This is a genomic window from Kribbella sp. NPDC058245, assembly GCF_042882005.1.
Classification (GTDB): domain Bacteria; phylum Actinomycetota; class Actinomycetes; order Propionibacteriales; family Kribbellaceae; genus Kribbella.
On record NZ_JBHVWY010000005.1, the window covers coordinates 98,162 to 123,654 of the forward strand.

Consider the following 25,493-nt stretch of genomic DNA (forward strand, 5'->3'; position numbering starts at 1 on the left):
TCGGCGCCTGCTAAGGGAAAAGTGCATCCTGCGAGTACGACGGGGACCAAGCACACGACAGCGATCAGGCGGCGAGTCACCGGCCGGACAGTACCCGCTCACACCGATCATGAATCCACGGATCGCCGGGGAGAGCTCTAGCAGTAGGCGAAGCGCGAAGGCGGCGTCGGTACGTCGTCCAGCCGCGGATCGAATCGGTCCACATAGGTGACTCCATCCGGGACCTCGATGCTCGCCGTCGAGGTCCAGCCGCGGGTCAGGGTCGGGAAGTCCGGGACGTCCGGGTGGTAGTGCGGCTTGCCTGTCCCAAGAGCATCGACCGCCATCGGCGAGCTCACCGCCTGGTACCTGAAGTCGGCCGACAGCCGCAGCTGCTTGGTCTTGTTCGGCATCGCGCCGTGGACGGTCAGACTGCTGAACAGCAACACGTCACCCGGCCGGTACGTCGTAGTCCGCCACTCGGGGTGATCCTCATCGGCCTCGGCCCGCATCATCCCGGGTCCGTCGGACGCCTTCACCGGCAGTACGCCGAGCCGCGGCGACCCCGCGAACACCCGCAGCCCACCGATCTCCGGGGGAGCGTCACTCAACGGCAACCAGGTCGTCAACGTGTCGATGCACCCCTGGATGAACCGGTAGTCCTGATGGATCGGCGTCGGATTGGCGCCCGGCGACGGCGGCGCGATCCGGCAGATGTGCGCCGGATGAGCAAAGGCAGGCTCCCCGAGCAGCCGTTCCGCCAGAGACAGCATCTCGGGCCGCACCGCCAACGCGTGAAACGCCTCCGTGCTCTGGATCGCGGTGTAGGCGCCGAAGAATCCCGCCGACCCCTCCTCCACCGCACGACCCGAAGCGAGCAGTTCGTCGGGCGCGGAACCGGGAGCCAGCCAGTGGCTGTCCGCGAGGATCTGGGCGATCTGCCCGCGGACGTCATCGATCACCGCCGCCGGCAGCAGGCCGCGAAAGAACAGGTACCCGTCGCCGGCCAGGCGCTCCCGTAGTACCGACGCGTCGTTGGCGACAGGGGTGGAGTCGAGCAGCTCTTTCATTTCTGGTTCCCGATCTTGTCCAGGGTGGCGGCGATACCGGCCACGTCGGTCTTGTCCAGGTAGACGTCGTTCATCGCTTTGTTGATCTCGGCAACCTTCGCGGTCCAGCCCGCGGCGATCGGCATGTTCACCGTGGTGCCGGCGGCGGAGTCGAGGAACGGCTGCACGTCGATGCCCTTCTTCTTCCAGTACGCCGCGTAGCCCGCGCCCGCGTCGTTGAGAGCAGGGATCACGTATCCCGCGTCGCCCATCAGCTTCTGCGCCTTCTCCGAACCGAGGAACGCGATCAGCTTCCCGGCCTCCTCGGGATGTTTCGTCTTGGCGAACATCACCTCGGCCAGCCCGTTGATCACCACGGCGCGGCCGGATGGTCCGGCCGGCAGCGCGGTGACGCCGATCGGGAACTTCACCTCGGGCAGCGCGAACGGCAGCAGTGCGTTGTTCGCCGGGAACATCGCCACCTCACCGCGGTAGAACATCTCAGTGGCCTGCCCGGTCGGCGGGTTGGTCCGAGTGCCATCAGGGGAGACCCGCCACTTGAAGATCAGGTCGCGGGCCCATTGCAGTGCCTCGACCGACTTCGGCCCGGCGAAGTCGAAGGTGCCGTACGGCTTGTCCATCGTCTTGCCGCCGTTGGATGCGATCCAGTTCAGCCACTGGGTCTGGCTGTGGTTCCAGGAGCAGAAGCCCCACTGTTTGTCGCCGACGGTCAGCTTGCGGGCGATCTCCAGGAAGTTGCCGGAGCCGTCGGGAGCCCAGGTGAGTTGATCGGGCATGGTGATCCCGGCCTTGGCCACCAGGTTCTTGTTGTAGAGCAGGCCCACCACGCCGAGGTCCTTCGGCAGGCCGAGCTGCTTGTCCTCGAACTTGTACGACTGAACGACGTTCGGGTGGTACGAGTCGAGCTTGAGCCCGGCCTTGGTGATCACGTCGTCGAGTGGTGCGAGCACGCCCTTGTCCGCCAGGTCGGGGAAGTTCTCGACCGTCAGCCAGAAGACGTCGGGCGCCTTGCCGCTGGCCAGTTCGGTGGTGAGCTTGGTCCAGTACTGGTCCCAGGGCAACACCTCCATCCGGACGGTGATGTCCGGGTTCTCGGCGGTGAAGGCGGCGAAGACCGCCTTGTAGCCGACCTCCTGCTGCTCGTCCCAGAGGCGATAGACGAGCTCGGTCTTGCCACCGCTGCTTGTCTTGTCGGTGGACGAGCCGCAGGCGGTCAGGCCGGCCAGACCGGCAGCGCCGAGCAGAAGGGTCCGTCGTGACAGGGGATGGGACATGATGAACCTCCGGTGTAGCTACTTGAGCCCGGTGACGGCGACCGAGCGGACGATGAAGCGCTGGAAGAAGATGAACAGCACCAGCAGCGGCGCCAGCGCGATCAAGCTGCCGGCCATCACCGCGTTGTAGTCGACGCCGATCTCGCTCTTGAACAAGGCGATCCCGACCGACAGCAGCCGCTTGTCCTCGCTGCTGGTGATGATGAGCGGCCAGAGGAAGCTGTTCCAGTTGGCGACCACGGCCAGCGTGGTGACGGTGACCAGGATCGGCTTGGACAGCGGCAGCACGATCGACAGCAGCGTCCGCACTCGCCCGGCGCCGTCGATCCGGGCGGCGTCCTCCAGATCCGCCGGGATGGTCCGGAAGAACTGGCGCAGCAGGAAGATCGCGTACGGCGTACCGAGCATGGTCGGCAGCATCAGCCCGGCCCACGTATCGACCAGCCCGAGCTTCTGCATCATCAGGTAGAGCGGGATCATCGTCACCACCGGCGGCACCATCAAGGTCGACAGGTAGACCCAGAACAGGACGTCCCGGCCCGGGAACGACAAGCGCGCAAAGGCATAAGCAGCCAGTACGGCGAACACCAGCTGTCCGATCGTGATACCCACGGTGACCGCGACGGTGTTGACGAGGTACCCGCCGAACCCCGACGCGAACAGTCGGTCGAAGGCCGCCGAGCTCGGTGGCAGCCCCGGCTCCCAGGGCGCCGTACCGAATAGTTGCCCAGGGCCCTTGAATGCGGTCAGCAGGGCAAGGTAGTAGGGGAAGATCGCGAACACGCAGCCGGCCACCAGTACGCCGTACGGAAGGATCCGGTATCTCGACATCGGCACCACCTCAGGAGAAGTCGTACGTCGTGCGACGCTCGAAGTAGACGAACTGGGAGATCGTGACGACCAGGATCACCACGAACAGCACTACGGAGATCGTCGAGGCGTAGCCGAAGTCGAACTTGCGGAACGCCTCGTCGTAGATCAGGTACGTCGCCACCTCGGTGCTGTCGCCGGGGCCGCCCTCGGTCATCACGAAGATCGTGTCGAAGGCCTGGAAGGAGCCGATCACGTTGGTGATCAGCACGAACAGCATGGTTGGCCGGAGCAACGGCAGGGTGACCGCGAAGAAATGCGCGACGGGCGACGCGCCGTCCAGGGATGATGCCTCGCGCAACGATGCCGGGATGTTCTGCAAGCCGGCCAGGAAGAACAGCATGTTGTAGCCGGCGAACTGCCAGATGTGCACGGCCGCGACACTCGGCATCGCCAGCAGGGGAGACGACAGCCAGACTGGGCCGTCGACGCCGAAGAGGTCGAGGAACTGGTTCAGGGCGCCGCGGCCGGGGTCGAAGATCCAGGTCCAGACCAGGCCCATCGCGACCGGGGTCGCCATCCACGGGATCACCAGAAGCGCGCGGAAGTACTTCATGCCGCGGAGCTTGCGGTTCACCAGCAGCGCCAGCAACAGCGACAGGATGGTGGTGCCGGGTACGCAGATCAGAACGTAGTACAGGGTGACCAGGAAGGAGTGCCAGACATCGGTGTCGTTGAACAGCTCGCGGTAGTTGGCGAGGCCGATGAACTCGGGGGTCGAGAGCAACTTCCAGTCGAAGAGGCTGAGCACGATCACGATCAGTACCGGCGCGAGCAGGAAGCCGAGGACGCCGATCATGCTCGGCGCGAGCAGCGCATAGCCGACCAGGGTCTGCTGCCGTCGCTGGACGCGGCGGGTGCGCCGGGGCGCGGGCCTAAGCATCGGGATTCCGGAGCGGATGCGGCCGGGGCGAGCTGGGCGTGAGCAACTCCCGGGTGCGGGCGAGGCCCCAGCGGTCGAGGTCGCCGATCGGGTCGCTGGACATCCGCAGCCCGGGCGCGTTCTCGATGTGCGCGGCCCACTCCTCGCGAGCCTGTACGTCGGGTCGCACGATCAGGCAGTCGGAGTCGTTCGCCCACCAGCGGCCGTGCAGGAACTCGCGGGCGATCGAGGTGGAGCGGGCGCCGCGCTGGCCGGGTTGGGAGATGTCGCCGGACGGCGGGTCGACCAGCGGGTCGGTGTCCGGGGAGATCCGCATGCAGTCCACCAGCCCGAGGCTGGGCAGGATTGGGGCGCCGCAGCCGTGCAGGATCCGGTTGGGGCCGACCGCTTCTCGGAGGAGCCGCAGGCCGTGCCGGTACGCCGCGATGCCGTCGAGCTGGTCATGGCGATCACCTTCGATAGCACCGGCGTACAGGAAGTCGAGTTTGAAGTGGTCGTAGCCCTGGCGGCACAGTTCGGTGAAGACGTCCTGCAGGTGACGGGCCGCGCCCGGGTGGGTGACGTCGAGCACTAGTTGCTCTTGGCCCCAGTTCGTACCGGCGGTGATGCCCGGGACGAGCCACTCGGGATGCCGGCGGGCGGTCTCGCTCTTGGCGCCGACGAGGAAGGGCGCGACCCAGATGCCAGCCCGTCGGCCGCCGGAGCGGATGTCGGCGGCCAGCCGGACGGTCGAGCCGAAGTCATCGCGTGGCGTCAGCCAGTCGCCGATCTCCGCCTGGTAGCCCTCGTCGAGCAGCACGAGGTCGACGCTGAGATCCTGTACGTCGAACTGCCGGACCTCGGTCATCACATCGCGCTCGGTGACCTTGCCCCAGTAGGCGTACCAACTGCACCACGACGGCCCGAACACCCGTACGGCGTGCTCGGCGGAGCCTCGAGCGAATCCGTCGGCCCAATCGGCCAACGCCTGATTCGCATTCGCGTACTCACCCGAGCTGACCTGCACCTCACCATCGGCGGACACCACAACGACGTCTCCGCGCACTTCACAGCGGATCGACGGCACCTGATCCGGTGAGAGGGCGCTGAACACGGTCACCTCGTTGCCGGTCGCAACAGCCAGTAGGCCCTCGCCTTGGAAGCCCTGCGCTGTGACGCCGGGGCGGTAGGCCATCACGTGATGATTGGGGGCGGTCGGGCGCGGTGGTCGCGCGTCCAGCGGATACCAACCGCTGGGGCTCCAGGACTGCCAGCCGTGTTCGAAGACACGGGTGGTGGCGTCGTGGGCGAGCTCGGTGACGGGGACGAAACCCACGGGGATCCTCACTTCGGTGGGGGTACAGGATCTTGCTGCTGTGTGGGTAATCTAGAGATCCGCACGAAGGGTGCACCATGACAGAGCCTGCTGAGTTCGAGCACGATCTTGCTACTCAGATGCTGATCGAGCTCTACAGCGAGATCCCGCCGCCGAGCAAGTTGGTGACGGGCCACTTCCACAGTGGCGGCGACTATCGCGTCGTACGGCCGGATGGCGTCGGCAGTTGGTACCTGCTCTACACCGCCGGCGGCACCGGTCATTTCCAGATCGCCGGCGACAGGCTGACGCTCCGCCACGGCGACCTCGTTCTGGTCAGCCCCGGGACCGAGCACGACTACGGGACCGTCGGCACCTACTGGGAGACCTGGTGGGCGCACTTCCAGCCGCGTCGCGAGTGGCATGCCTGGTGGTCGTTGCCCCAGGCAATGCCTGGCTTGTCCTATGTCCGGCTGACCAGGCCGTCGGAGACCGACCGCCTGGTGTCCGCCTTCGCTCGCCTCCATCGCGACGCCCAGCTCGCCGGCCTGTCACCCACCGCCGACACTGAGCTGCATCTGCTGGAGAAGAACCTCGCCGTCCAGTTGACGATGAATGGCATCGAGGAGGTGTTGCTGGTCGCCACCAGCAGCCTCCGCAGAGACACTCGCCACCTCGACTCACGAGTGCAACTGGTGCTGGACGCGGTCACCTCCGACCCCGCCCGCCCTTACACGCTGACCAGCCTCGCCGGCCTCGCGCAGGTGTCCGTCTCGAGACTCGCGCACCTGTTCAAGGAACAGGTGGGCGACTCGATCATGAACGTCGTCGTAGGACTCCGCCTCCAGCGCGCCTCCGAGTTGCTCGGGGCAACCGACATGTCCGTCGCGCAGATCGCCCGCGCGGTGGGCTTCGAGTCACCGCACTACTTCAGCCGGCAGTTCGGTCAGCGCTTCGGCCTGCCGCCGACGAAGTACCGCGACAAGGTCAGGAGCCCGGCGCCAGAGCAATATTGAGCTCGGTCGCCGACGCATAGTCCGCGCCGCCTTCGAGGCCGATCAGCCGGACGTAGCGGGCCGTCGTACCGGCGGTGAAGCGGGCGATCTTGGCCTGCACCGTGTCATCCCAGTTGCCGGTGGCTACCGATTGGAAATTGTTGCCGTCAGCACTCACCTGGATGTCGTACTTGAAGATACGGCCGTTTGGTGAGGCGTCCTGGCGTGGGGTGTAGACGAGTGCCTCGATCGAACGGCTCTGGCCGAGATCGAGAGTGATGTACTGCGGCAGTGGGGCGTGCGGACTCCAGTTGGAGTGCCAGAGCGTCGTACAGCTGCCGTCGAGCGCCGCCGCGGGACCGTTGGTCGCCGATCCCTGGCTGGTCGCCGTGGCCTTCATCTCCCTCTGGGGCAGGAGATTCAGCGGCCCGAACGGCCCGTCCACGGGAGCGGGCGTGCCCGGGATCGCCGTCACCCGGCCGAGTGTCGGCGCCTTGATCGACCCCTGGGTCCGCAAGTAGTTCAGGAACACTTCCTGACCCATCCGCGGCGCCCGGACCAGGTCGGTGTACTGCTGGAACCCCGGATACCCGTACTCCGCACCGTGCAGCGGCATTGCGGCACTGGTCGCCACCCGGTAGGTCTTGCCGAGGTCGAGCCGCTTGCCGCGGATCAGCACCTTCGCCGGATCGACCCGATCACCCACTGGCTTGCCGAGATCGTAGGTGTAACGGACCTGATCGGAAACTGCGAGCGAGGACAACCGCGAGCACCCGTACGCCGGCGGAATCCATTGCTGTTCGAGGATCTGCTCCACGACCGCTCCCTTGAGTGCCAGCGTCGTGATCGGCGAGATCCCGACCACCGGCCAGGCATCGCCGAAGGAGACCGTGCCGGCTTTCAGGCCGGCCGCGATCACGTCGACACCCAGGTCAGCCGGTACCAGGGCGAAGTCCGCGCCGCCGTCCTTCTTGTGAGCAGCCTCTGATCGATAGAGGTCGGCGACCAGGTTGCCGGTCCGGCTCTCGGCGGTCTTGGCGTAGTCGAGGTCGCGGTCGAGCGTGGCCAGCGGCTGCCGCTGCCGGACCGCCCACTTGTCCATCCAGTACTTCACGATCTTCTGGACCGCCGGGTCGGGCGTGAGGTCCTTGGTGACCGCGTGGTTCGCGGCGGTCGTCGCCGAGCGGATCACTTCGCCGTTCGAGGGATCGAGCGACAGGTTCACCTCGCCGAGCACCCGTCCGTGATTGGAGGCCTCGAGCACCGGCCGCGGGACGCCGTACGGGTCGGGAATCATGCAGTTGAACGCGGTGTGCCAGTGTCCGCCGAGGATCACGTCGATGTCGGGAGACATCGCCCGGGCCGCGTCGAAGATCGGGCCGACCGGGTTCTTGCAGTCGTTGAACAGTCCGCCCTGCTGGCCGCCCTCGTGCATGCTGACCACGATCGCGTTGACACCCTGCGCCTTGAGCTCGGCCGCCGCGCGGTTCGCCGCGTCGACGAGCCCCTGGAACTCCAGCCCCGACTGCGCGATCGACAAGGTCTCGGTCGGCGTACCGGGGAACCCGAGTCCGATGAACCCGATGCGCGCCGTCCCCGCCTTCGCGATCCAGTACGGCGGAAGTACCGGCCGCTGCGTCTTGGCGGCGACCACGTTGGCCGCGTGGTACGAGTAGTCGGTGCCGTGGAAGGGCCGGCCCCGGGAGTCGGTGAAGCACGTGTCGAACCCCGGCTTGCCGTAACAGGCTCCCGACATCATCCGCCGCAGGAACGGCAGCTCGCGGTCGAACTCGTGATTGCCGGCCACGTCGAAGTCGAGTCCGAACTCGTTCAGTACTTCGATGGTCGGCTCGTTCGCGAACCCCTGCGTGTAGTCGGGCCAGCCGCTGAACTGGTCACCGGACCCGATCAGGAAGCTGTTCGGCTTCCCGGCGCGGAGCTTGTCGAGGTGCGCCTTCAGGTACGCCGCCCCGCCGACCGGAAGCGTACCCGCCGGGCCGGCGATGGTCAGGTTCTCGGTCTCGGACAGGTAGCCGTGCAGGTCGGTGAGGCTGAGTACCTGCACCGGGATCGGTGCGGCGACCGCCTGGGTCGGTACGGCGAGCGAGGCGGTCAGCAGAGTGGTCGCCAGGGCGATGACGGCGCTGAGTCTGAACATGGTGGCAACCTAACGACGCGCCATAGCCGCCCGACATCGCCGAGGTTGCTGACTTCCTGCACGATCCAGCTGCGGTGGGCATCGGTCAGGTTGGTGAATCGCGCGTAGCGCCCGTTAGGGCGGTGTAAGACCGTTCGAGGTCGATCGCGCGTAGCGTCGCAATCAACCGAAGGAGCTGAGCCGCATGTTCGATCAGATGAGTATGCCGGTCCTGTTCGCGATTCTGATCTCCGCCCTGGCCCTGGTCAGCGCCGGCGTCTTCGTAGCCGTCCGCATCCTGGCCGAACGCGGAACCCCCCGCAAACCGCTCACCACAACGCAGGACCGACCCCAGGCCGCCGAACTCTCGTCTGCGAAGGCCAAACCACCGCGCGAGCTCTAGTGACCCGAGTCCGAAGTTCCTTGACCTGACCCACCCACCCACCCACCCGCAATCTGATGGGTTCCCCCATCAGCTTGTGGGTTCTGCACCCGCATGCGAGTCCAGAACCCACAACCGGATGGGTCAACCCACGAGATGCGGGAGGGTTAGGCGGGGTGTCGAGCCGGTCTTCGCCGTCGCCGTCGCCGTCGCCGTCGCCGTCGCCGGTCGCCGTCGCGGTCGCCGTCGCGGTCGGAACCAAGGACCCGGCCCGCGGCATCATCGATGCCTGAGGCAACCATCTGCTCACTACCTTGGTCCGGAACCTGGGCACGCGGGCGGTACCGATCTACTCGCAATAGCCCGCCCTGCCGGCAAGCGAAAGGCCGGCCGGGTGGATGCCCGGCCGGCCTTCGTGAGGTGAACTACTTCTTGCCGAAGACCTGGATCTCGGTCATGTCGGTGTAGGTGCAACCGCCGTAGGCGCCGGCGGGGCAGTTGGTGGCGAAGTCCGGGACCTGCGGGCTCAGCATGGTGAACCGCACGTACTGGACGTTGGTGGTGTTGCCGGTCGGGGTGAGCACGTTGTACTTACCCCGGTTGGCGGTGGTGAAGGTGCCTGCCTGGGCGGTGGCCCAGGTGGTGCCGTCGGCCGAGGTCTCGATCCGGTACTGACCGGTCGACGAGCTGCCGCCGTCACCGCACACGGGCGACGGGTCGACCTTGAACGAGTCGATGCTCGCGAGCTTCGACGGGAGCTTGATGTCGATGTGCTTGGGAATCATCACGTTGGTCGGGTTGCCCTCGTCGTCGCCGGTGGTGCTGCCCCAGCCAAGCCCCTGGGTGTTGTCGATGGCGCCGGTCGGGCCACAGGCGTTGTCGCTGTAGTCCGGTCCGTTGTAGGCAGCGATACTGCCGCCACCTGAGGAGGCGGCCCAGTTCCGTCGTACGGCGTAGCTGGCGGTGGCGCCGCCCTTGACGGTCACCGGGTTGACGGCGAGCTCGTAACCGGGCGAGGCGACGACGAACTTCGGGTAGGTGCCCGGGGCAACGTTGGTGATCGCGTACTTGCCGGCGGCATTGGTGGTCGACGTGTAGCCGCCTGCGAAGCCGGAGGCGTGGCCACCGATGTAGACCAGCGCGCCGGCGATCGGCTTGCCGGTGTCCTTGTCGGTGATGGTGCCGGTCAGCGTGGTGGTCTTGCCGGTCGGCGGGACGTGGAAGTCCTCGGCCGGGAAGGAATCGCCGCCGTCGATGACGCCCGCGTACCAGCCCATGCCGCGGTTGGCGAAGACCTGCCAGATGATGCCGGCGTTCTTGCCGCCGCTGGCGACCAGGTCGGCCTGCACGATCGCGTTGCGCATGTCCAGCATGGTCGGGTCGGCCGGCGAGAGCTCCATCGCCCGGGTGATGATGCTCAGCGCGTAGGTGTGACCAAAACGCTCCCGTAGGTCCCACAGCGCCTGGGCCCAGACCTCACCGGAGGAGTGCACCTCGGGACTGCCGCCGATGGTCGGGAAGTCGCCGTAGGTGTAGCCGCCCTGCGAACCGTCGATGCCGACGCAGGCCGCTTCCTTGGCCTTGACCCGGCAGTCGGTCGGCATGGTCCGGATCGTGCCGCCGGCGGTGTCGTACCGGCCGATCCGCATCTCGCCGTTGGCGACGGTGTCCTTCTCCAGGTTGTGCGAGGCCAGGTAGTCGAGCGCGTAGAAGTCGCTCCACGCCTCGCCCATCGAGCCGGCCTGGATGCTGTTCAGCGTCGAGTTGCCGCCGGCGTCGACCACGAGGCGGTTCGACAGACCGTGGGTGTACTCGTGGTAGAGGATCTCGGCCGAGTTCGACGAACTGGTGGCGACGGTCGTGTCGTCGCCGGGGCTGCCGAACAGGTACATCTGCATGGTCGGCGCGATGCCGTCCGGCGGCGTACTCATGTTCGCGTTGTTGATGTGGTTGGCGTTCGGGCCACCGTTCGCGGCGGTCGCGGCGCCGTCGATCGAGTTCAGCAGGACCGGGTCGCCGCCGGCCGCGTCGAAGGAACCCGCTGCCGGGGTGAAGCCGATCGGCGCCTTGGCCAGCCAGTCGTGGTAGTTGCTGGCCAGGTAGAACCCGTTGGTGACGTCCTCGTTCATGTTCGTCTTCCACGAGTCCGGCTTGGCCGGGTCCCAGGTGCAGACGGTCGTGGGCGAGCACAGCGGGTTGCTGTTGAACGGAACGAGCTTGTACTCCGCGCCGGTCTTGGTGCCCGGGACCTTGACGGTCTCGCCGGCGTTCGGCTGGTTGTCGTCGTTCACATCGGCGAAGGCGGAGACCGACGTACCGTCGAGCAGGGACTTGGCGGTCTTCGGCAGCCACTTCTCGTAGTACAGATTCTCGAAGTGCTGCTTGCCGCCGCTCGGTGCGCCCGGGTAGTTGTCGATGACGAGCGCGTCGCCCCCGGCCTCGCTGTTCAGGTCCTTGCGGTAGAGCAGGCCGCCGGTCTGCGCGTCGATGACGTGCGTATAGACCTTCGTGCCGCCTGCGTTGACATAGGTCATCCAGCCCTTGCGCAGGCCGTCGGCCGTGTGGAACCAGACCGGCTTGGCCTGGTCACCGTTGCTCCAGATCACCGTGCTGCCGGTCGACTTCGAGGTCGCGGACTTCGCCGTACCGTCGATGTCCTTGGCAGCCGTTGTGCGGGCCTGGTCGGCGGAGACTGCCGGGGCGGCCGAGCGGGCGGCGGCCTGGCTGGTCAGACCGGACACGGGCGAGCCCATGATGGAGATCAGCTCACCGTGCTTGGTGACGTTGGCCTTCAGACCGTTGCCGAAGACCTCGGTGCCGTCGACGACCTGGGACCAGAAGATGTGGTGCGTGCCGAGGTCGTCGACATAGTCCTTGCGCAGCTTCAGCGTGGCCAGGTCGGCGGTGCTGAGCTTGAAGACATCCGAGTGCGCCTTCACGTAGGACAGTGCGATGTCGGCGGCCTTCTTGCCACTGCGGCCGGTCAGGAAACCGTTCAGCTTGGTGACCTGGGCCGGGGTCCCGGTGTTCGGGTCCAGCTCGACGACTCCCTGGGTGCCGAGGGAGTTGCGGAACTTCTGCGACGCGGCGGACTCCTTGCCGGCCACCTTGGCGGCGCGGTTGTAGGTCGTCTTCGCGTTCGGCGTCCGGGCGTCGTAGTTGCCCTTGCGCTCCTTGCTCAGGTTCTTCTCGGCCGAGGCCGCCTTGCCTTCACCGGGACCGGCGCTCGGCGCGGCGGTGGCGCCTCCTGCGGCGGTCACGGCCAGGACCGTGGCGGCCGAGACCGCGGTGACTGCCAGCAGCCCCCGCCGTCTACGTGAATAGGTCACAGAAACGCTCCAGAAAATGTCGTCAGCGCGGATCGCCCTCCGCGACCCGGTCCGCGCCCGACCTTAAACGCGGATCCGGTACCGGGGAAGAGATATCCCCGGAATGACGCCGGGACGTGCGATCGTTCAGGGTCGGATCGTACGTGGCAGGAGGGTGCAGAGATGACAGCGGACGAGAAGGATCCCGAGCGTCTTGCGGAGGCCGAGGCGGAGGCTATCCGTCAGGACGTCGAGCAGGCGGCCTCGGATCCGGCGGCCCAGGCGGAGTGGATCCGGCAGTCCAACCTCTCGTACGGCGGACTCGCCGCAGCCGGCCTGGTCATGATCCAGCCGTTCCTGTCCGAGACCTCACTCGACCTGTCGGCGACGATCTGCGTCGTCGCCTTCGCCGTCTCCATCCCGCTGCTCGCAGCCCTCCTGGTCCTGAACCTCCAGGAGGAGTTCCGTCACCGAGCGAGCGGCTCACGGGCCGTCGCCGTGGCCAAGGCAGTCGCCCAAGCCGCGGCGTTCGTCGGGCTCACGGCCGGGTTCTGGCACATCTCGCTGATCGCGGGGATCGTGTTCCTGGTCATGGGATGCGTCGCGGTCGGCGTGCACTCGTCGGGCTACGTGCACCTCGAGTACGACTCCACGTTCCGCTCAAGATTCCGTTCCCGTAAACCCCGCACGTAGGAGCTACCGGCTCAGTAGCCGGTGGGTTGGCGTGAGGTGTAGACGCTTTCGAGCGTGCTCGCGGCGCTGTCCCTCTGCGGCCGCGGAGCCGTGATCGGCAGGCGTGCATTTGAACGGATACCCCCTCAAGTTGACGGTTCTCCCCTCAATTTTTCAGGGGAGAACCGTGAAACTGCGGGGATATCCCCTGAAATGACCACGGGGCGGGCGCCCGACCGGTCAGGCCTCAGGGATATCGCGGCCGAACGCTTCCAGAGTGACGCTGTCGGGAAACCGTTGCTAGAGGCAATGATAATGGCCGGTGTCGGAAAGGCCTTCCTGGGCGATTCTGGATCGAGCTCTGGCGCCCCCGGTGGTCCAGGGGCTAGCGTTCGTTGTTCATCGCGGCTTGCCCCAGACCCCGGCGCCGAAGGTACTGCGTCTGGGGAGGACATGGTGCTAGTCACACGTGGTGATCCGGGGCTTCTTCACTTTCATCCCGATCATGAGCAAGGCGTCCGGTCGTTGGAAGTTCTTTGCGCGGCGCGGGCGCCGGCCAGCAGCCGATCCCGGAGAAACGGCAGCTCTGCTCGTCGTCCGGGATGAGGTCACCGCGATGGAGCCGCCGTACCTCGAAAGGCTTGCGCAATCGGAGCAGCTCGGCTGCTGGCGGGTCGAGGAACTCGCGGAGGCGCATGTCGGGAGTCGACTGGTAGTAAGCCGCGCTGGCGGAGTACAGGTGCTGGGCTGACGGACGTGTCTCCTCTCGACGTCCGGAGAATGGGGGAGCCCGCTGGAACGGCTTCTGCCTGCCGCACGGATCGTGGTGGCGAATCGTGCGGCGGGTAGGGGTCTTCGCTGTGAGTGGGCGCCGGTCACTGGCTGTTGACCATGGACAACCGATGGTTTCGGGAACATGCTCCAGGTGGTGCGGGCCCGCGTTTGCGCTTCAGGCGGTCCGCTGGGCCACCCACAAGTCTCGCGTCCGTGCCGGGGGAGCTTGGCATGAACACGGTTATCGAGAATCAAATGCCGCAGGGCCGGAAACGTTCGATCCCGCAGGGGACGTATCTCGCGGAGAACGTGAAGGCCTTCGGGGCACAGAGCCGCACGGAGAGCGTTGCCAGCCGGCTGCGGCCTATCGAGGATACGGTCGTGATGCCGGAGGTGATGAACGAGCCGGCTGTGGTGAACACAGTGGGCGTTCAGCCGGAGGGTTTCGGCAAGTCGGTCAGCTGGCGCGGCGAGGACGACCTGGCAGTGGTGGCTTTCATCAACCCGGCCGACGATCTCGGCGTGGCGATCCAGGGTGTGCGGGATCAGGACACCATTCAGATGATCTCCGCGACCGGCAGCGCGTCGTTCGACGAGGAGACGAAGAACGCAGGCATTCCGAGTCTCATCACCGTCGTCGGCGAGGCGGCCGGGTTGACCGCGGCCGCGTTCGGTGCGGCGGTCGCGGTTCCGTTCATCAAGGTCGGGGAGACCTACGCCAAGGAGATGTTCAAGGAGAAGCAGGTCAAGACGAAGGTGCGGGACGCCTACGGGCGGGACCCCAAGTCGCGCGACCTGGCGAGACAGGAAGGCGGCGTTCTGGTCTGCTTTCCGGCGGCCACCGGGATCTGGACGAGTGGCGGCGACAAAGACGCCTGGATCAAGGAGGGCCAGACAGCCGAGACCGGTGAGCGGGTCGATGCCAACCGGCCGGCGCATGTCGTCGATGCGTACTTCCTTCGCAAGGGTGATCAGCAGCCGCATGCCTCGGCCGGTGATGGCGATTTGTTCTTGTCTGCCTGGGATTACAAGTTCGGCGACAACCTCGGGACGTACGAAGTCCACTTCCTGATGAAGCGAGGCGTGCCGCAGCACCCCGACCCGGTCGAACGCCGTGACGAGCAGCCCGGCCGCGCAGATCACCGCGCTCCCGGCAACCGCCGTCACCCGTAGCCAGCCTGCGCGGATCGTCGTGCAAGGGCCGGCGCCCGGAGGGACGGTGCCGAGCCCTGGTCTTCCTCACCTTCGTCAAGGTGAGGAAGGCCCGGTCGTTCGTCAGCAGGGGTCGAATGTGGCTTTGTAGGACTTGGGGGCCTTGTCGATCAGGAGGGTTGAGGATTGGCCCTTCAGGAATTTGCCTACGGACCAGTGGGTGCAGGTTTGATGCTTGGGTCCGTCTGCTGCGTCTTGGGCGCTGGTGAAGGTGATGCTGGCCAGGAGGCGGCCGTCATCGGTGGGACTGAGGGCCTGGATGACGACTTCGGAGTTGACGGTGGAGCGGAAGCCGGTAGCGAAGTCGGTGCGGGTCAGTAGCGCGTTTGCTGCACGGGTTTGCTGGGCCTGGTACGTCAGGTAGTCGTGATCGTTGATGGCCTTGTAGTAGGTGGTGAGCAGTTCAACGACGGCGGGCGCGGCCGGGTCTTGTGCGGCTTCGGGAGTGATGGAGACCAGGTCGTTTCCCAGCGTCGGCTCGGGAGTCGGAGCGGGTTCCGGGGTGGGCTCAACGGTCGGTTCGGTCGTCTCGTACTCCGATGGCGAGGGTGTGAAGGTCGGAGCTTCCTCTGAGGTGGGGTTGCCCTCGGCAGGGACGACGTAGCCGTCGGAGTCGATCTTGTAGCCGAGCACTCCAGACCCGCTGGCGCTGGAGTCTTCGATCAGGCCGTTCACGGAGCGGGTGAGCAGGGCGTTCAGTCCGACGATCGCCAGTGTTACGACGACAGCGAGTACGACGGTGGCGCCGACGTACCAGCCCTGTCCGTAGCTGGTCGGGGCTTCGGTGGAACGGGTCGGGCGGGATTCTTCGAAACCGGCTTCGCACTGAGTGCAGTACTTGACCGGCTCCGCGCGGCGGGTGCCGCAGGTGGTGCAGTACACAGACATCAGTCCCCCCGGACAGTTACAGGATCGCGCTGACCGCTTGCTGGACCGCGGTCACCGCGCCGCCGATCGACGCGATCGACTTGGCTCCGGATGCGATCAGTTCCAGCAGACCTAGTACCGAGCTCTTGTCGGGTTCTTCCTTCCCCAGTTCGTGATCAGCCAGCTCGGCCATCGCGACGGTCTGCTCAGGCAGTTCCGGTACGGCGCGCAGCAGTTCGAGGAGGTGTGTCATCTCGGCACGAGCGTCGGTGAGTGAGTCCGATACCGCCGAGATGTTCGTCGCGGTCGCGTGGTCACCGGCCGCCATCGCACCGGCCTCGACCTTCCCGCCGGTGACGCTGATCCCGTAGTTCTTCATCAGTTCCTTCCCGCTACTTCGTCAACGCTGTGCTTTGCCGCCTTGGCGACCTTGGAGATCATGGAAGTCGCTCGGGCCCCGGTGCCGGCGGCCATGGTGCCCGTCGTGACGGAGCCGCCCGTGATCATCACGCCGGAGTTCTGGATCACCGTGCCGGCCTGGGCCAGCTCGTCGGTGTGGATCCCCTTGGAGTCGAGGAACTCGTTGAACGACTGCAGCAGCCGCTTGTTGATCACCTTCGTGTACCAGTTGTCGTCGAGCTGCTGGAAGTACCGCTGGTACCACCCGTCGCTGACTGTCTCGCGCGGGCTGACCGGAGCGCCGTGGTCGAACCGGAGCGCGTTGAGGATCTCTTTCTTCTGCCTGGTCCGTTGCTGCTCCTCCGTCATCGAGCCGAACAGATGGGCGATCGTCGTGACGGGTGCCCGGAACAAGTGACCCGGCGTCCGCCGCAGCGCTCGTCCGCCGATCCGCAGTGCCTGACCGGCGGTCGGTTCGGGCAGCAACCTGTCGACCTCCTGGAACTCGTCCCGCACCGGGGTGAGCAGGAAGTGGCTGGCCTCGATGAACAGGTCGTGAGGCGTCAGGACGAAGCGCAGGAAGGTCGAATGAACCAGTTGCCCCTGCCAACCACTGACCTGGATGCACAGGTACGGACGGGCCCGGTCCTCGGACGCGATCGTCAGGCTGCGCAGCAGCGCGGGATCGACCGAGGTCACCGGGGCCCCGACCTGCTGAGGCAGGAACCGGAGGTCGTCGCGGAGGTCGCGACCGTCGACGAAGACCCGGTCGGTCATCGTGACCGTGCCGGTCCGCAGGTCGCGCAACTGGTCCCGGACGAAGTCGTGGACCTCCAGCACCGTGAAGGTCTCGACCTCGCGGCCCTCCGCTGCCCGGTGCGTGTCGAGAACCATCGACCAGGCGTCGACGAGTCTCCCACTGCCGGCAAAGGGCTTGTACGCGCTGTAGACGTTGACGTTTCCCTGCTGCGCTTCGGCGATCTGGACGAGCCGCCGGCGTTGTCCGTCGTTGTACGGTCGCGGTAGCTGGTCAGGCTTGAATCGCGCCGGGTGCAGCTCATGTGCTACCACGCCGTACGTCGCTACCAGCGTCTCGCCGACGACGACTACCCAGCAGAGCGCGGTTGCCAGCACGAAGATGAGTGGCCGCCCGGTGTAGACGCTCCACACCCCGACGAAAAACAGTAGCGTCAGCAGGAGATCGCGGACGACATGCCGTTTCTGTGCCTCGATGGCATGCAGAACAACCGGCACCAGGTCGACGTCCGGCGACGTCGGCGGAGCCTTGAACCTCTCCTCCAGAACGTCGCGAACCACCTGCTTGGCAAGCCTGCTGTCCAGCTGCACAGCAGCACACAGGTAACGGGTGGCATCCGACGGCGGCATCGTCGCCGGATCTTGTTCTGCGGCCGGCAGAGTGACTCCGCACGTGCCGCAGTAGGTGGCGCTGGCCCGGTTGGCCGCGCCACAGGAATGGCAGTTCCTCATGGTTGGTTCCCCCCAACCGGACCGACGGTACGGCGATCACTCGGGCGGCGTCCAGAGGTCGAGCACAATCCGTGACATTGACTCAAACGCTCGACGGCGCAGGCCCCGTGGCCCAATAGATGCCAATGGCAATGATCGACGACCCCGAGTTAATTCCGCGAGCTCTTGCCGGTCGACGTGCGGTTCGAGGCTCCGATCTCGCGCACCAGTTGTACGACGATCGGTGCGAGTCGCAGCACGTAATTGCGGCGCGCAGCCGGCAGCGCAAGCGAGACCAGCATCACGAGGCAGAAGACAACGACCAGGACGGTGATCTTCGACAGCTCACACGACGTGCGTGGCTGGATGCTGTGGTGCGCCTGTGAATGGACCGGTCCGTTCTACGAACGGACCGAGCGCAACTCCCGGCACGGGGAGGCATCGCCACAGATCCGCGATTCTGCACGGAGCGCTTTCCGGGATCATCTTGCGTCCCTGCCGATAGTCCAGCTCCACCGGGCGCACCGGGTTCTGTTGGAGGCGAAGGCGAATCTCGACCGATGTGTAGCGGTAGCCAAGTCCAATGGCGTCACCTGGGACGAGGTGGGCGCCGTGCTGGGAATGAGCCGCCAATCTGCCCACGAACGGTGGCGCACGCCCGCTGCAGGAGGCGTTGCAAGGGCTCGGAGCAAACCGACGGAGATTTGATCCTCGCTGGCTGCGTCCACGAGGCCGCGGCGCTCTGAACCCGGTCCGTCGGCTACCGCGCAGGAGCCGACGGACCGGGGAAAGCATGGTGGTGTTTACGCCTTGCGCCAGACGGCGGTGAGCGCGACGGCTCCGCGCGGGGTGGTGTGCAGCACGGTCGCGCCGTTCTTGTAGAGGTACGGCTTCCAGCCGCTCGGCTGCTTGCCGTTGGTGTACCAGCCGGTCTTGCTGGTGTCCTTCGGGTTCTGGTAGCGCGTCTTGTTGTCGTACGACCGCTTCGCGGCCCAGCCCGTGAAGGTGTAGCTGGAGCGCTTGAAGGTGTTCTTCTGCAGGGCCGTCGTCCTGCCGTAAAGGACCACAGTGGGCGACATCGAGCCCGTGCCACCCCCGGCGGCGTAGGTCACCGTGAACTGGAAGTTGTCCAGCCGGTAGAGCTTGCCGGCGCCGATGTTGAAGCCCAGGTAGTAGGTGCCGCTCTGGTGCGTGAGGTGCTCGCTCTCGGAGCCGGAGGCGTGCTCGTAGGTGCGCACCAGCTTGAAGGTCCAGTCGTAGACGAAGATCTTGTTGGTCTTCTGCGTGCCCTTGGGGCTGGTGATCACGTAGATGTAGCTCTGGTCGCAGTCGATGCCCTGACCGGTGCCGGGCATCGCCAGCTTCGCCGACTTCGCGGTCTGCTTGAACGCGCTGGTGTAGGCGTAGTACTGGTTCAGCGTGCCGCCGACGTACCGGTTCTTGACCGCGTCGTAGCACAGCCCGGTCGTTGTGTGCGGCAACAGTACGGTCTTCTCGATCGCGAGCGTGCTGGGGTTGATGACCCGGACCGCCCGGCCCTGGGTGGAGGCCTGAACCGAGGCGTCGTTGGTCCAGGCCGGGATCAGCAACCGCTTGGTGTCGGCGTTGTAGGCCATGTCATTGCCGTGCCCGAGCAGGTTCGTGTGGTTACCGGAGCGGAGCCGGAAGGTGGCGACCTTCGTCGGGCTGCTCGCGTACAGCTTGGTCTTGATCAGCTGGGTCGAGTCGTAGAGCTTGCCGTTGGACTTGGCGTGCTCGGAGACGACGGCGTACCAGTAGGTGCCGTCGGTGACGCCACCGTTCAGCGCCGTGTACTTGGCGGAGGTCGGCTTGGCGGTCCCTGCCAGGGTCGGGCCAGTGACCTTCGGCAACGCGGCGCTCGCGGTCACCGTGCCGCCGATCGTGAGCGCGGTGGCGGCGCCGAGCGCAACCACTGTCCGCGTTAGCCGGCCGATTCCGTACCGAGTAAGCATGAAGCCCCCTTTGCTGTGCGCGCTTCCCTGCGAAGCCGCACTCGGACGCACGATAGGAGCGAGGAAGGGTCAACGACGCCCTCGTCTCGTTGGCGGTGGGACGGTGCGCCTGACTCCTCGACGTCTAAGGTGGCGCAGTGGCTGAGATTGAGTGGAACCAGGTCCGCGAGTTCACCCTGGGCACGGTCGCTCGACCGGACACCCGCAAGCGCAACCGGATCGAGTGGGGACCCAAAGCCATTCGGGTGCCTCAGGGTCCCAAGAGCGACCGGGTCTTCACGCCGTGTGCGTACGTCGCTTCCGGCGGTCGGCTCAGCCTGGACTCCGAGGAGAAGCAACTGCTCTGCTCGGTTGCCGAGACTGCGGAGAACAGCTTCGAGGTGCGCGACGAGCAGGCTGGACTGATCGGGACGATCACCCGCGTCCCGTCCGGCAGGCCGCTGCTCCGGCCGACCTGGCGGATCGACCAACCGGGCCGGCCGGAGATCGTCGGCCGCACCGAGTGGCTCAGCGGCCGACCCAAGGAACTCGCGGTCAAGGCGGCTGGGCGGTTGCTCATCGGCGTACTGGACGCGGTCTCCAGCGCAGGGGCCGAAGGTGGAGACCAGGCCACCAAGGACCGCGTCCTGGAATGGCGTGCCGGCGACGAGATCGTCATGCTCTCCGAAGGCAGCAAGTCCGTAACCGTGAAAGCCGACTGGCTGGACCGTCGGCTGCCGTTCGCCTACGCCCTGATCGCCGACTGACCGGCCAGCTCGGCCACGACCGGCGCGAGGGTCTCGTTACGTCCGAAGGCCCGCAGTACGTGGTCGGCGTGTTTTCGGACGTTGTGATCTGGGTTGGCGGAACGCGACTCGTGCGGACCGGGCGCAGGTTGGCTGAGGCGGACCTGAGCCACTGACCAACCCGGTCTCGAGCTGTCTCGGCAGCGCGTGCTGAGCGTGAACGAGGCGGGCCGCGCGGAGTTGGTGAGTGGTGGCGGTCCGCCCCGGCTCGCTGCCCGACCGAGCCAAGGGATGACGTGCGGCCGGCAGAGGGCTACCTAGGTGGGCTGTCCCAGTCCGTCGGTAGCTCCGGCGGCGACCAGGTGGGGTCGGGGGCGAAGTCGCAGTAGGTTCCGTCGAAGGGGAACTTGCCTTCCTCGGCCAATGCGATGACACGACGCCCCTCAGCGCGGGCGGCAACGGCCTGTACGGCGGTCCAGTATCCCGGGGCGTCGGTGAAAGTCGCGAAGTCGTCTTCGTCCTTCCAGCACCAGGTCCGGTCGGGTTCAACGACGACGTCGAGCCCCAGGTCGGCGACGTCTATGCCGCGGCGCTGACCGTCGGTCCAACGCGGTCCGCGAATTTCCAGGTTGACGTACCAGCCGGTGAAAACGTTCGCATCGAAGAACCACCACAACGAATGGTCGGCACCGGCCGGGTTCCAGATCAGCACGCTGTTGTTCTTCCACTGGCCCTTTACCAGCGGACGCGTCGCGACGACGTCGATCGGCTCCTCGCGTGTCGCCCGTCCCTGATGATCAGCGCGGTGCCCGAATCCTGAGCCCACCGGCAGCCACAGCAGCAGGCCGTCCTCGTCATCGCGGACGACTCGTGTCGCCTGTACCCACGTCACAACGAGGCCTCGGCGCGACCGCCGCAGTACGACGTCGCCGCGGTTGTAGTGACCGGATCCACTGTCTTGGCGGTCCCACGCATCAGTACTCACTCGATCGATCGTGCCATTCAGAGGCAACACCCGTGCGAAGCGGCTCTTGGACCGCGTGCTGTTCAGCCGATCATCGGGGCGGGCGGAGGACCGCGAAGGGGTCTGTGACGGTGAGTTCGCGGGTCACGAACTTGTAGACAGTGGCCGGGCGTCCACCGGACTGGCCGGAGCTGGCTCGCCGATCGGTCGGGTCGATCACGTGCCGGCGCGTCAGGACGCGGGTGAGATTGGTGGCGCCGAGCTGGTAGCCCAGGGCGGCACCGAAGAGATCCCGCAGCTCCGCGATGGTGAACTCGAGCGGAGCCAGGGCGAACCCGATGTTGGTGTACGAGAGCTTCGCGCGCAGCCGCCCGGTCGCAGCGTCGATGAAGTGGTGGTGGTCGAACGCGGTCCGCGGCAGGTCCTCGACCGGATGCCAGGCCGTGTCGGACGGCAGGTCCGGCTGGACGTCGGACGGAACCAGGCCGAGATAGCCCGTGGCCAGCACCCGGGCCCGAGGATCACGGTCGACGGCACTGTGGGTGGCCAGCTGCTCCAGATGCGCGACGTCGCGGACATCGACCTTCGCGGCGAGGTGCCCGGTGATGGCCTCCCGGAACCTCTCGGTGGGCTCGACGCCGCCACCGGGCAGGGCCCATCGGTCCCGGTGCGGACTCCGGGCGCGCTTCCACAGCAGGACGCACAGCCTGCCGTCGCGGACGGAGAGGACCACCGCGAGTACTTCGTGAGGATAGCTCGGGAAGTTAACCCGATCACCTTCCTTGATTGCCGGCACGTCGGCCATGGTACCGTGAGGCTAGTTATCGCCTCTGAAGCGAAAACCTCCCAAAGGATACCGACGTGACTGTTACCGAGACCCGATCGACTCACTGGCAGGACGAGGTACGCCGCCTTGCCCGGGAGCGAGACGCAGTGATCCTCGCCCACAACTACCAGGAGCCGGCGATCCAGGATGTCGCCGACCATGTCGGCGACTCGCTCGCACTGTCCCGGATCGCGGCCGGGACCGATGCCGGCACGATCGTCTTCTGTGGCGTGCATTTCATGGCCGAAACCGCCAAGCTGCTCAGCCCCGACAAGACCGTGCTGATCCCGACCGCCCAGGCAGGCTGTTCCCTGGCGGACACCATCGACGCGGATCAGTTGCGTGCCTGGAAGGCCCAGCACCCGGGTGCCGCGGTCGTTGCCTACGTCAACACCAGTGCGGCGGTCAAGGCGGAGGCCGACGTCTGCTGCACATCGTCCAACGCGGTGGAGGTCGTCAACTCGATCCCACGCGATCAGACGGTGTTGTTCCTGCCTGACCAGTTCCTCGGGGAGCACGTCCGGCGGCAGACGGGCCGGGACAACATCGAGGTGTGGATGGGGGAGTGCCATGTGCACGCCGGTATCAGCCCGACCGACCTGCGCGCCCAGATCGCGGCCAACCCCACGGCCGAGGTCCTCGTCCACCCCGAATGCGGCTGTGCGTCGTCGACGATCTGGCTGGCCGGGCGGGGCGACCTGCCGGCCGAGCGGACCCACATCCTCTCCACGGCTGGGATGCTGGAGAGTGCCCGCGGTATGACGGCCAAGACCGCCCTCGTCGCCACGGAGATCGGCATGCTGCACCAGCTGCGCAAGGTGAATCAGCACACGGATTTCGTCCCAGTGAACCCGAAGGCGTCGTGCCGGTTCATGAAGATGATTACCCCGGAACTGCTGCTCCGATGCCTGCGTGAAGGCCGCGACGAGATCCAGCTGCCGAGCGAGATCGCCGAGCGGGCCAGGCGTTCGGTCCAGCGGATGGTTGCCATCGGCAAACCTTCGGCCGCGTGACTCACATGCACATCACCGAAGAGAGGACGCTCCTGATGCAACCGGCAACAGCAACAATCCTGGCCGCGGTCCGGGCTGCACTGGCCGAGGATCACGCGGCGGACGACGTGTCCACGCGGTGGAGCGTCCCGGCGGCACTGCGCGTCGAGGCGACGATGATCGCCAAACAGGCGGGACGCGTCGCCGGACTGTCCGTCGTACAGAGCGTGTACGGCGAGGTTGACGCCGCCGTGGTTGTACGGCCGGCCGTTACCGACGGCGATGCGGTTGTCCCGGGACAGCTGCTGGCGACGATCAGTGGACCGGCACGCTCGATCATCACCGGCGAGCGGGTCGCACTGAACTTCGCCCAGCGGATGTCGGGAATCGCAACCTGTACGGCGGCCTTCATGGCCGCGATCGGCGGACGCGACGTGCGACTCCTCGACACCCGGAAGACCGCACCAGGCCTCCGAGCGCTGGACAAGTACGCCGTGACCTGCGGCGGCGGGACCAACCACCGACTCGACCTTGCCGCCATGGTTCTCCTCAAGGAGAACCATCTCGCCGCAGCCGGCGGAGTCCGGTCGGCGGTTCGACGAGTCCGCGACGGCATGGCCGCGGAAGGCCAGCAGTTGGCGATCGAGGTCGAGGTGACCACCCTGGCCGAAGCCCGCGATGCCCTCGACTGCGACGTCGAGTGGATGCTGCTGGACAACATGTCCACCGAGGACATGACCCTGGTCGTGAAGGAGCGCGACGCCTCGGGGTCCGCCTGCCGCCTCGAAGCCTCCGGCACCATCAGCCTCAACACGGTCGCCGACATCGCTGCCACCGGCGTCGACGCCGTCTCGGTCGGCGCTGTCACGCACTCCGCCCCCGCACTCGACATCAGTCTGCTCGTGATCTAGCCCGATCGAGCATCATTCCAATACTGGAGGTTCCATGCCTAAGGGCTACTGGGTCAGCGTTTACCGCACCATTTCAGACCCTGAGAAGCTGGCTGCTTACAACGAGTTGGCCCGTCTGGCCGTCCAGGCTGCGGGCGGCCGGACCCTCATCCGCGGCGGTCGGGTCGTTGCGTATGACGCCGGAATCGCCGAGCGCACGATCCTGGTCGAGTTCGACAGCTTCGATCAGGCCGTCGCGGCGCGGGAGAGTACGGCGTACCAGGAAGCGCTGGTCGCCTTGTCGGACGGCGTCGAGCGCGACTTCCGCATCGTCGAAGGCGCCGACTGACCAAGGTCCAGTGTCTTCTGCTGACTCCCGGTCGGCGTTAACCTACGGCCAGACTCGGCTCGGTCCGCTCGGACCGGGCCGTGACACCGCCCCGAGGAGAACGTCATGCCTGTTCCGCTCCGCCTGCCCCGCTCCAGTCGGAGGCTGACCGCCACCGCGCTGGCCGCCACCGCACTGTCCGTCGGTGTGCTGCTCTCCGCGGCGGGCGCGTCGACCGCCGCCGAGGCGCCACGGCGCGACTACGTCAACGTCTACACAAACAACGTGGAGAACCTGAAGACGATCGACGCCAATTGTCCGGGGGACTGGCAGGACCTCATCTTCGCGATGAAGAGCACCGACCCCGCCCCGGACATCTTCCTGGTGCAGCAGATCAGCAACCGCGCGGAGTTGACCCAGTTGGTCAGCACCATGGAGGCCAAGCTGAATCGCAAGTACACCGGCCGGATCGCGAACCCCGAGCCGCCGGAACAGCCGGCCCGGTGCGAGGGTGAGAAGAAGCAGCAGACCACAGCGATCATCTTCGACACCGACCGGTTCCAGGTGCTGCAGGCGGATACCTGGAAAGCCGACCGAGACGGCGACAACGGTTGTGAGAACACCGGCCAGAGCCGGGCGGAGGCGCTGCGGCTCAAGCTCCACGACACCCTGGCGGACAAGAACCTCACCGTCGCGTCGACGCACTGGCCGACCAGCAACAGCGGCGGCCACCCGTGCGTCGCGGAGAACGCCCGCGAGGCGTCCGAGAAGGTCTCCGGCTGGGGCGGCGACCTGATGATCTGGGGTGGGGACGCGAACACCACCGCCGGCAACCCGGGTGACTGGAAGGCCTGGTACCGGGAGACGAACGGCGACCTCGGCGGCAACGCCGGGTTCCGCGACGTGATGTACGACCACTGCGGCGACGGGACGGTTCCGCGCGGGGAGTGCCTCGGCAACAACTGGACGATCGGCGGCAGCAACCGCATCGACTACGTCTGGGCCAAGAAGCCGGGCGGCATGCCCGCCGTCACCGCCGTTCACACCGTCACCTTCGAAGAAGCCGGTCAGGCCGACGCCCACTACACCGGCTCCGACAACCCCGCCAACTACTCCGACCACCGCGCCGTACGGGCCCGCATCCACTACTAGGACCAACGGAGGAAGCCCGGCCGGTGGGCCGGGCTTCTCCGCGGGCACGCCCGTGTTCTG

24 protein-coding genes are annotated in these 25,493 nt (G+C 66.6%); 10 read left to right on the top strand and 14 right to left on the bottom strand.

The genetic code is table 11. The features are described from left to right. Positions 1-137: 137 nt before the first annotated feature. Genes ACFVWG_RS12675 through ACFVWG_RS12695 form a run of 5 tightly spaced genes read right to left on the bottom strand, consistent with a single transcriptional unit; the run spans position 138 to position 5,403 of the window. On the bottom strand, positions 138-1,049 hold the full coding sequence (locus ACFVWG_RS12675) for a phytanoyl-CoA dioxygenase family protein (RefSeq protein ID WP_391543363.1): 912 nt from the start codon (positions 1,047-1,049) through the stop codon (positions 138-140). Then, on the bottom strand, positions 1,046-2,323 hold the full coding sequence (locus tag ACFVWG_RS12680; RefSeq protein WP_391543364.1) for an ABC transporter substrate-binding protein: 1,278 nt from the start codon (positions 2,321-2,323) through the stop codon (positions 1,046-1,048). The genes ACFVWG_RS12675 and ACFVWG_RS12680 overlap by 4 nt, the downstream gene beginning before the upstream one ends. An 18-nt stretch (positions 2,324-2,341) precedes the next feature. Beyond that, positions 2,342-3,154, bottom strand: coding sequence for a carbohydrate ABC transporter permease (locus ACFVWG_RS12685; protein WP_391543365.1), 813 nt, complete (start codon positions 3,152-3,154; stop codon positions 2,342-2,344). A gap of 10 nt (positions 3,155-3,164) precedes the next feature. Beyond that, positions 3,165-4,076 (bottom strand): carbohydrate ABC transporter permease, encoded by a 912-nt coding sequence (locus tag ACFVWG_RS12690; RefSeq protein WP_391543366.1) that lies wholly within the window; start codon positions 4,074-4,076, stop codon positions 3,165-3,167. After that, positions 4,069-5,403, bottom strand: coding sequence for a glycoside hydrolase family 36 protein (locus ACFVWG_RS12695; RefSeq protein ID WP_391543367.1), 1,335 nt, complete (start codon positions 5,401-5,403; stop codon positions 4,069-4,071). The genes ACFVWG_RS12690 and ACFVWG_RS12695 overlap by 8 nt, the downstream gene beginning before the upstream one ends. 65 nt (positions 5,404-5,468) lie before the next feature. On the opposite strand from ACFVWG_RS12695, the gene ACFVWG_RS12700 reads away from it, so the two are divergent. Continuing rightward, positions 5,469-6,386 (top strand): helix-turn-helix domain-containing protein, encoded by a 918-nt coding sequence (locus tag ACFVWG_RS12700; protein WP_391543368.1) that lies wholly within the window; start codon positions 5,469-5,471, stop codon positions 6,384-6,386. Here ACFVWG_RS12700 and ACFVWG_RS12705 read toward each other — a convergent pair. Continuing rightward, on the bottom strand, positions 6,358-8,523 hold the full coding sequence (locus tag ACFVWG_RS12705; protein WP_391543369.1) for a discoidin domain-containing protein: 2,166 nt from the start codon (positions 8,521-8,523) through the stop codon (positions 6,358-6,360). The genes ACFVWG_RS12700 and ACFVWG_RS12705 overlap by 29 nt on opposite strands. A gap of 196 nt (positions 8,524-8,719) precedes the next feature. Here ACFVWG_RS12705 and ACFVWG_RS12710 point away from each other — a divergent pair, with 196 nt between their 5' ends. Next, entirely contained in the window at positions 8,720-8,905 is a 186-nt protein-coding gene (locus ACFVWG_RS12710; protein WP_391543370.1) for a hypothetical protein, read from the top strand. A gap of 404 nt (positions 8,906-9,309) precedes the next feature. On the opposite strand, the gene ACFVWG_RS12715 is transcribed toward ACFVWG_RS12710, so the two are convergent. Then, positions 9,310-12,213 carry a M36 family metallopeptidase gene (locus tag ACFVWG_RS12715; protein ID WP_391543371.1) on the bottom strand — a complete coding sequence of 968 codons (2,904 nt, stop codon included), beginning with the start codon at positions 12,211-12,213 and terminating at the stop codon, positions 9,310-9,312. A 162-nt stretch (positions 12,214-12,375) separates the two neighbouring features. Here ACFVWG_RS12715 and ACFVWG_RS12720 point away from each other — a divergent pair, with 162 nt between their 5' ends. The 3 genes from ACFVWG_RS12720 (at position 12,376) to ACFVWG_RS12730 (ending at position 14,811) form a co-directional block, all read left to right on the top strand. Continuing rightward, complete coding sequence (locus tag ACFVWG_RS12720) at positions 12,376-12,885, top strand: hypothetical protein (RefSeq protein WP_391543372.1); 510 nt, start codon at positions 12,376-12,378, stop codon at positions 12,883-12,885. 484 nt (positions 12,886-13,369) lie between these two features. After that, positions 13,370-13,615 (top strand): hypothetical protein, encoded by a 246-nt coding sequence (locus ACFVWG_RS12725; protein ID WP_391543373.1) that lies wholly within the window; start codon positions 13,370-13,372, stop codon positions 13,613-13,615. 254 nt (positions 13,616-13,869) lie between these two features. Beyond that, the gene (locus ACFVWG_RS12730; RefSeq protein WP_391543374.1) at positions 13,870-14,811 is read left to right on the top strand and encodes a hypothetical protein; all 942 of its coding nucleotides are present in this window, start codon (positions 13,870-13,872) and stop codon (positions 14,809-14,811) included. A gap of 102 nt (positions 14,812-14,913) precedes the next feature. On the opposite strand, the gene ACFVWG_RS12735 is transcribed toward ACFVWG_RS12730, so the two are convergent. The 5 genes from ACFVWG_RS12735 to ACFVWG_RS12755 form a co-directional block, all read right to left on the bottom strand. Beyond that, positions 14,914-15,738, bottom strand: a complete 825-nt coding sequence (locus ACFVWG_RS12735) for a hypothetical protein (RefSeq protein ID WP_391543375.1) — start codon at positions 15,736-15,738, stop codon at positions 14,914-14,916. 16 nt (positions 15,739-15,754) lie between these two features. Further along, positions 15,755-16,096, bottom strand: a complete 342-nt coding sequence (locus tag ACFVWG_RS12740; RefSeq protein ID WP_391543376.1) for a hypothetical protein — start codon at positions 16,094-16,096, stop codon at positions 15,755-15,757. Then, complete coding sequence (locus ACFVWG_RS12745) at positions 16,096-17,604, bottom strand: hypothetical protein (protein ID WP_391543377.1); 1,509 nt, start codon at positions 17,602-17,604, stop codon at positions 16,096-16,098. The genes ACFVWG_RS12740 and ACFVWG_RS12745 overlap by 1 nt, the downstream gene beginning before the upstream one ends. A 149-nt stretch (positions 17,605-17,753) precedes the next feature. Continuing rightward, positions 17,754-17,885 carry a hypothetical protein gene (locus tag ACFVWG_RS12750; RefSeq protein WP_391543378.1) on the bottom strand — a complete coding sequence of 44 codons (132 nt, stop codon included), beginning with the start codon at positions 17,883-17,885 and terminating at the stop codon, positions 17,754-17,756. A gap of 501 nt (positions 17,886-18,386) precedes the next feature. Next, a complete protein-coding gene (locus tag ACFVWG_RS12755) occupies positions 18,387-19,556 on the bottom strand; it encodes a hypothetical protein (protein ID WP_391543379.1) in 1,170 nt (389 codons plus the stop codon). A gap of 137 nt (positions 19,557-19,693) precedes the next feature. Here ACFVWG_RS12755 and ACFVWG_RS12760 point away from each other — a divergent pair, with 137 nt between their 5' ends. Then, a complete protein-coding gene (locus ACFVWG_RS12760; RefSeq protein WP_391543380.1) occupies positions 19,694-20,302 on the top strand; it encodes a hypothetical protein in 609 nt (202 codons plus the stop codon). Positions 20,303-20,594: 292 nt separating this feature from the next. On the opposite strand, the gene ACFVWG_RS12765 is transcribed toward ACFVWG_RS12760, so the two are convergent. Both ACFVWG_RS12765 and ACFVWG_RS12770 read right to left on the bottom strand, forming a co-directional pair. Then, the gene (locus tag ACFVWG_RS12765) at positions 20,595-21,266 is read right to left on the bottom strand and encodes a DUF402 domain-containing protein (RefSeq protein WP_391543381.1); all 672 of its coding nucleotides are present in this window, start codon (positions 21,264-21,266) and stop codon (positions 20,595-20,597) included. A 70-nt stretch (positions 21,267-21,336) separates the two neighbouring features. Then, positions 21,337-22,041, bottom strand: coding sequence for an NUDIX domain-containing protein (locus tag ACFVWG_RS12770; RefSeq protein WP_391543382.1), 705 nt, complete (start codon positions 22,039-22,041; stop codon positions 21,337-21,339). Between the two features lie 65 nt (positions 22,042-22,106). Between ACFVWG_RS12770 and nadA the strand changes: the two genes are divergently transcribed. The 4 genes from nadA (at position 22,107) to ACFVWG_RS12790 (ending at position 25,433) form a co-directional block, all read left to right on the top strand. Then, positions 22,107-23,084 carry a quinolinate synthase NadA gene (nadA, locus tag ACFVWG_RS12775; protein ID WP_391543383.1) on the top strand — a complete coding sequence of 326 codons (978 nt, stop codon included), beginning with the start codon at positions 22,107-22,109 and terminating at the stop codon, positions 23,082-23,084. A gap of 5 nt (positions 23,085-23,089) precedes the next feature. Beyond that, positions 23,090-23,974, top strand: a complete 885-nt coding sequence (gene nadC / locus ACFVWG_RS12780; protein WP_391543822.1) for a carboxylating nicotinate-nucleotide diphosphorylase — start codon at positions 23,090-23,092, stop codon at positions 23,972-23,974. A gap of 34 nt (positions 23,975-24,008) precedes the next feature. Beyond that, positions 24,009-24,302 (top strand): DUF1330 domain-containing protein, encoded by a 294-nt coding sequence (locus ACFVWG_RS12785; protein ID WP_391543384.1) that lies wholly within the window; start codon positions 24,009-24,011, stop codon positions 24,300-24,302. Positions 24,303-24,407: 105 nt separating this feature from the next. Further along, positions 24,408-25,433: a hypothetical protein gene (locus ACFVWG_RS12790; protein ID WP_391543385.1), complete on the top strand. Its 1,026-nt coding sequence runs from the start codon at positions 24,408-24,410 to the stop codon at positions 25,431-25,433. Positions 25,434-25,493: the final 60 nt, after the last annotated feature.

Coding starts and splice junctions, on each gene's coding strand:
- ACFVWG_RS12675 (WP_391543363.1), bottom strand. CDS start 1,049: ATGAAAGAGCTGCTCGACTCCACCCCTGTCGCCAACGACGCGTCGGTA.
- ACFVWG_RS12680 (WP_391543364.1), bottom strand. CDS start 2,323: ATGTCCCATCCCCTGTCACGACGGACCCTTCTGCTCGGCGCTGCCGGT.
- ACFVWG_RS12685 (WP_391543365.1), bottom strand. CDS start 3,154: ATGTCGAGATACCGGATCCTTCCGTACGGCGTACTGGTGGCCGGCTGC.
- ACFVWG_RS12690 (WP_391543366.1), bottom strand. CDS start 4,076: ATGCTTAGGCCCGCGCCCCGGCGCACCCGCCGCGTCCAGCGACGGCAG.
- ACFVWG_RS12700 (WP_391543368.1), top strand. CDS start 5,469: ATGACAGAGCCTGCTGAGTTCGAGCACGATCTTGCTACTCAGATGCTG.
- ACFVWG_RS12705 (WP_391543369.1), bottom strand. CDS start 8,523: ATGTTCAGACTCAGCGCCGTCATCGCCCTGGCGACCACTCTGCTGACC.
- ACFVWG_RS12710 (WP_391543370.1), top strand. CDS start 8,720: ATGAGTATGCCGGTCCTGTTCGCGATTCTGATCTCCGCCCTGGCCCTG.
- ACFVWG_RS12720 (WP_391543372.1), top strand. CDS start 12,376: ATGACAGCGGACGAGAAGGATCCCGAGCGTCTTGCGGAGGCCGAGGCG.
- ACFVWG_RS12725 (WP_391543373.1), top strand. CDS start 13,370: ATGAGCAAGGCGTCCGGTCGTTGGAAGTTCTTTGCGCGGCGCGGGCGC.
- ACFVWG_RS12730 (WP_391543374.1), top strand. CDS start 13,870: ATGAACACGGTTATCGAGAATCAAATGCCGCAGGGCCGGAAACGTTCG.
- ACFVWG_RS12735 (WP_391543375.1), bottom strand. CDS start 15,738: ATGTCTGTGTACTGCACCACCTGCGGCACCCGCCGCGCGGAGCCGGTC.
- ACFVWG_RS12740 (WP_391543376.1), bottom strand. CDS start 16,096: ATGAAGAACTACGGGATCAGCGTCACCGGCGGGAAGGTCGAGGCCGGT.
- ACFVWG_RS12745 (WP_391543377.1), bottom strand. CDS start 17,604: ATGAGGAACTGCCATTCCTGTGGCGCGGCCAACCGGGCCAGCGCCACC.
- ACFVWG_RS12750 (WP_391543378.1), bottom strand. CDS start 17,885: ATGCTGGTCTCGCTTGCGCTGCCGGCTGCGCGCCGCAATTACGTGCTG.
- ACFVWG_RS12755 (WP_391543379.1), bottom strand. CDS start 19,556: ATGCTTACTCGGTACGGAATCGGCCGGCTAACGCGGACAGTGGTTGCG.
- nadC (WP_391543822.1), top strand. CDS start 23,090: ATGCACATCACCGAAGAGAGGACGCTCCTGATGCAACCGGCAACAGCA.
- ACFVWG_RS12785 (WP_391543384.1), top strand. CDS start 24,009: ATGCCTAAGGGCTACTGGGTCAGCGTTTACCGCACCATTTCAGACCCT.
- ACFVWG_RS12790 (WP_391543385.1), top strand. CDS start 24,408: ATGCCTGTTCCGCTCCGCCTGCCCCGCTCCAGTCGGAGGCTGACCGCC.